Origin of the sequence: Micromonospora sp. C81 (genome assembly GCF_018070425.1) — a bacterium.
GTDB lineage: Bacteria > Actinomycetota > Actinomycetes > Mycobacteriales > Micromonosporaceae > Micromonospora > Micromonospora zamorensis.
Map to the genome: position 1 here is coordinate 1 of NZ_JAGPXS010000046.1, position 1003 is coordinate 1003.

The 1003-nt window shown below is 68.6% G+C and carries 1 protein-coding gene; it reads left to right on the top strand.

What is annotated here, in order from left to right; translation table 11 throughout:
• Positions 1 to 5: 5 nt before the first annotated feature.
• The coding region (gene rfbB, locus KBX46_RS32215) for a dTDP-glucose 4,6-dehydratase (RefSeq protein WP_210795867.1) at positions 6 to 1003 on the top strand (998 nt) is incomplete at its 3' end.

The window sequence follows — 1003 nt, forward strand, 5'->3', positions numbered from 1 at the left end:
GACCCGTGAGGATCCTCGTCACCGGCGGAGCCGGATTCATCGGGTCGGAGTACGTTCGCCTGCTGCTGGGCAAGCCCCTCGGCAGTGCCGACGGCGTGCCGCCGCTCGAGCCGGCGGTCGTGACCGTGCTCGACAAGCTGACCTACTCGGGCAACATGGCCAACCTCGACCCCGTCCGCGACGACCCGCGGCTACGGTTCGTCCAAGGCGACATCTGCGACCCGACCGTGGTCGACCAGGTCGTCGCCGACCACGACGTCATCGTGCACTTCGCCGCCGAGTCACACGTCGACCGTTCCATCGCCGGCGCCGCGCCGTTCGTCACCACCAACGTGCTGGGCACCCAGACCCTGCTCGACGCCGCCCTGCGCCACCACACCGGTCGCTTCGTGCACGTCTCCACCGACGAGGTCTACGGCTCCATCGACGAAGGCTCCTGGACCGAAACCTGGCCCCTCGCGCCGAACTCCCCCTACTCGGCGTCGAAAGCCGGCTCCGACCTGCTCGCCCTGGCCTACCACCGCACCCACGGCATGGACGTCGTCGTCACCCGCTGCTCCAACAACTACGGCCCCTACCAGTTCCCCGAGAAGGTCATCCCCCTGTTCGTCAGCAACCTGCTCGACGGCGCCACCGTCCCCCTCTACGGCGACGGCGCCAACATCCGCGACTGGCTACACGTCCACGACCACTGCCGCGGCATCGCCATGGTCCAGCAGAAAGGCCGCGCCGGCGAGGTCTACAACATCGGCGGCGGCACCGAACTGACCAACAAGGAACTCACCGGCCTCCTCCTCGAAGCCTGCGGCGCCGGCTGGGACCGCGTCGTCCCCGTCACCGACCGCAAGGGCCACGACCGCCGCTACTCCCTCGACATCACCAAGATCAGCGAAGAACTCGGCTACACCCCCAGCATCACCCTCGACCACGGCCTCGCCGACACCGTCGCCTGGTACCGCGACAACCGCACCTGGTGGGAACCCCTCAAGACCACACCCACCGC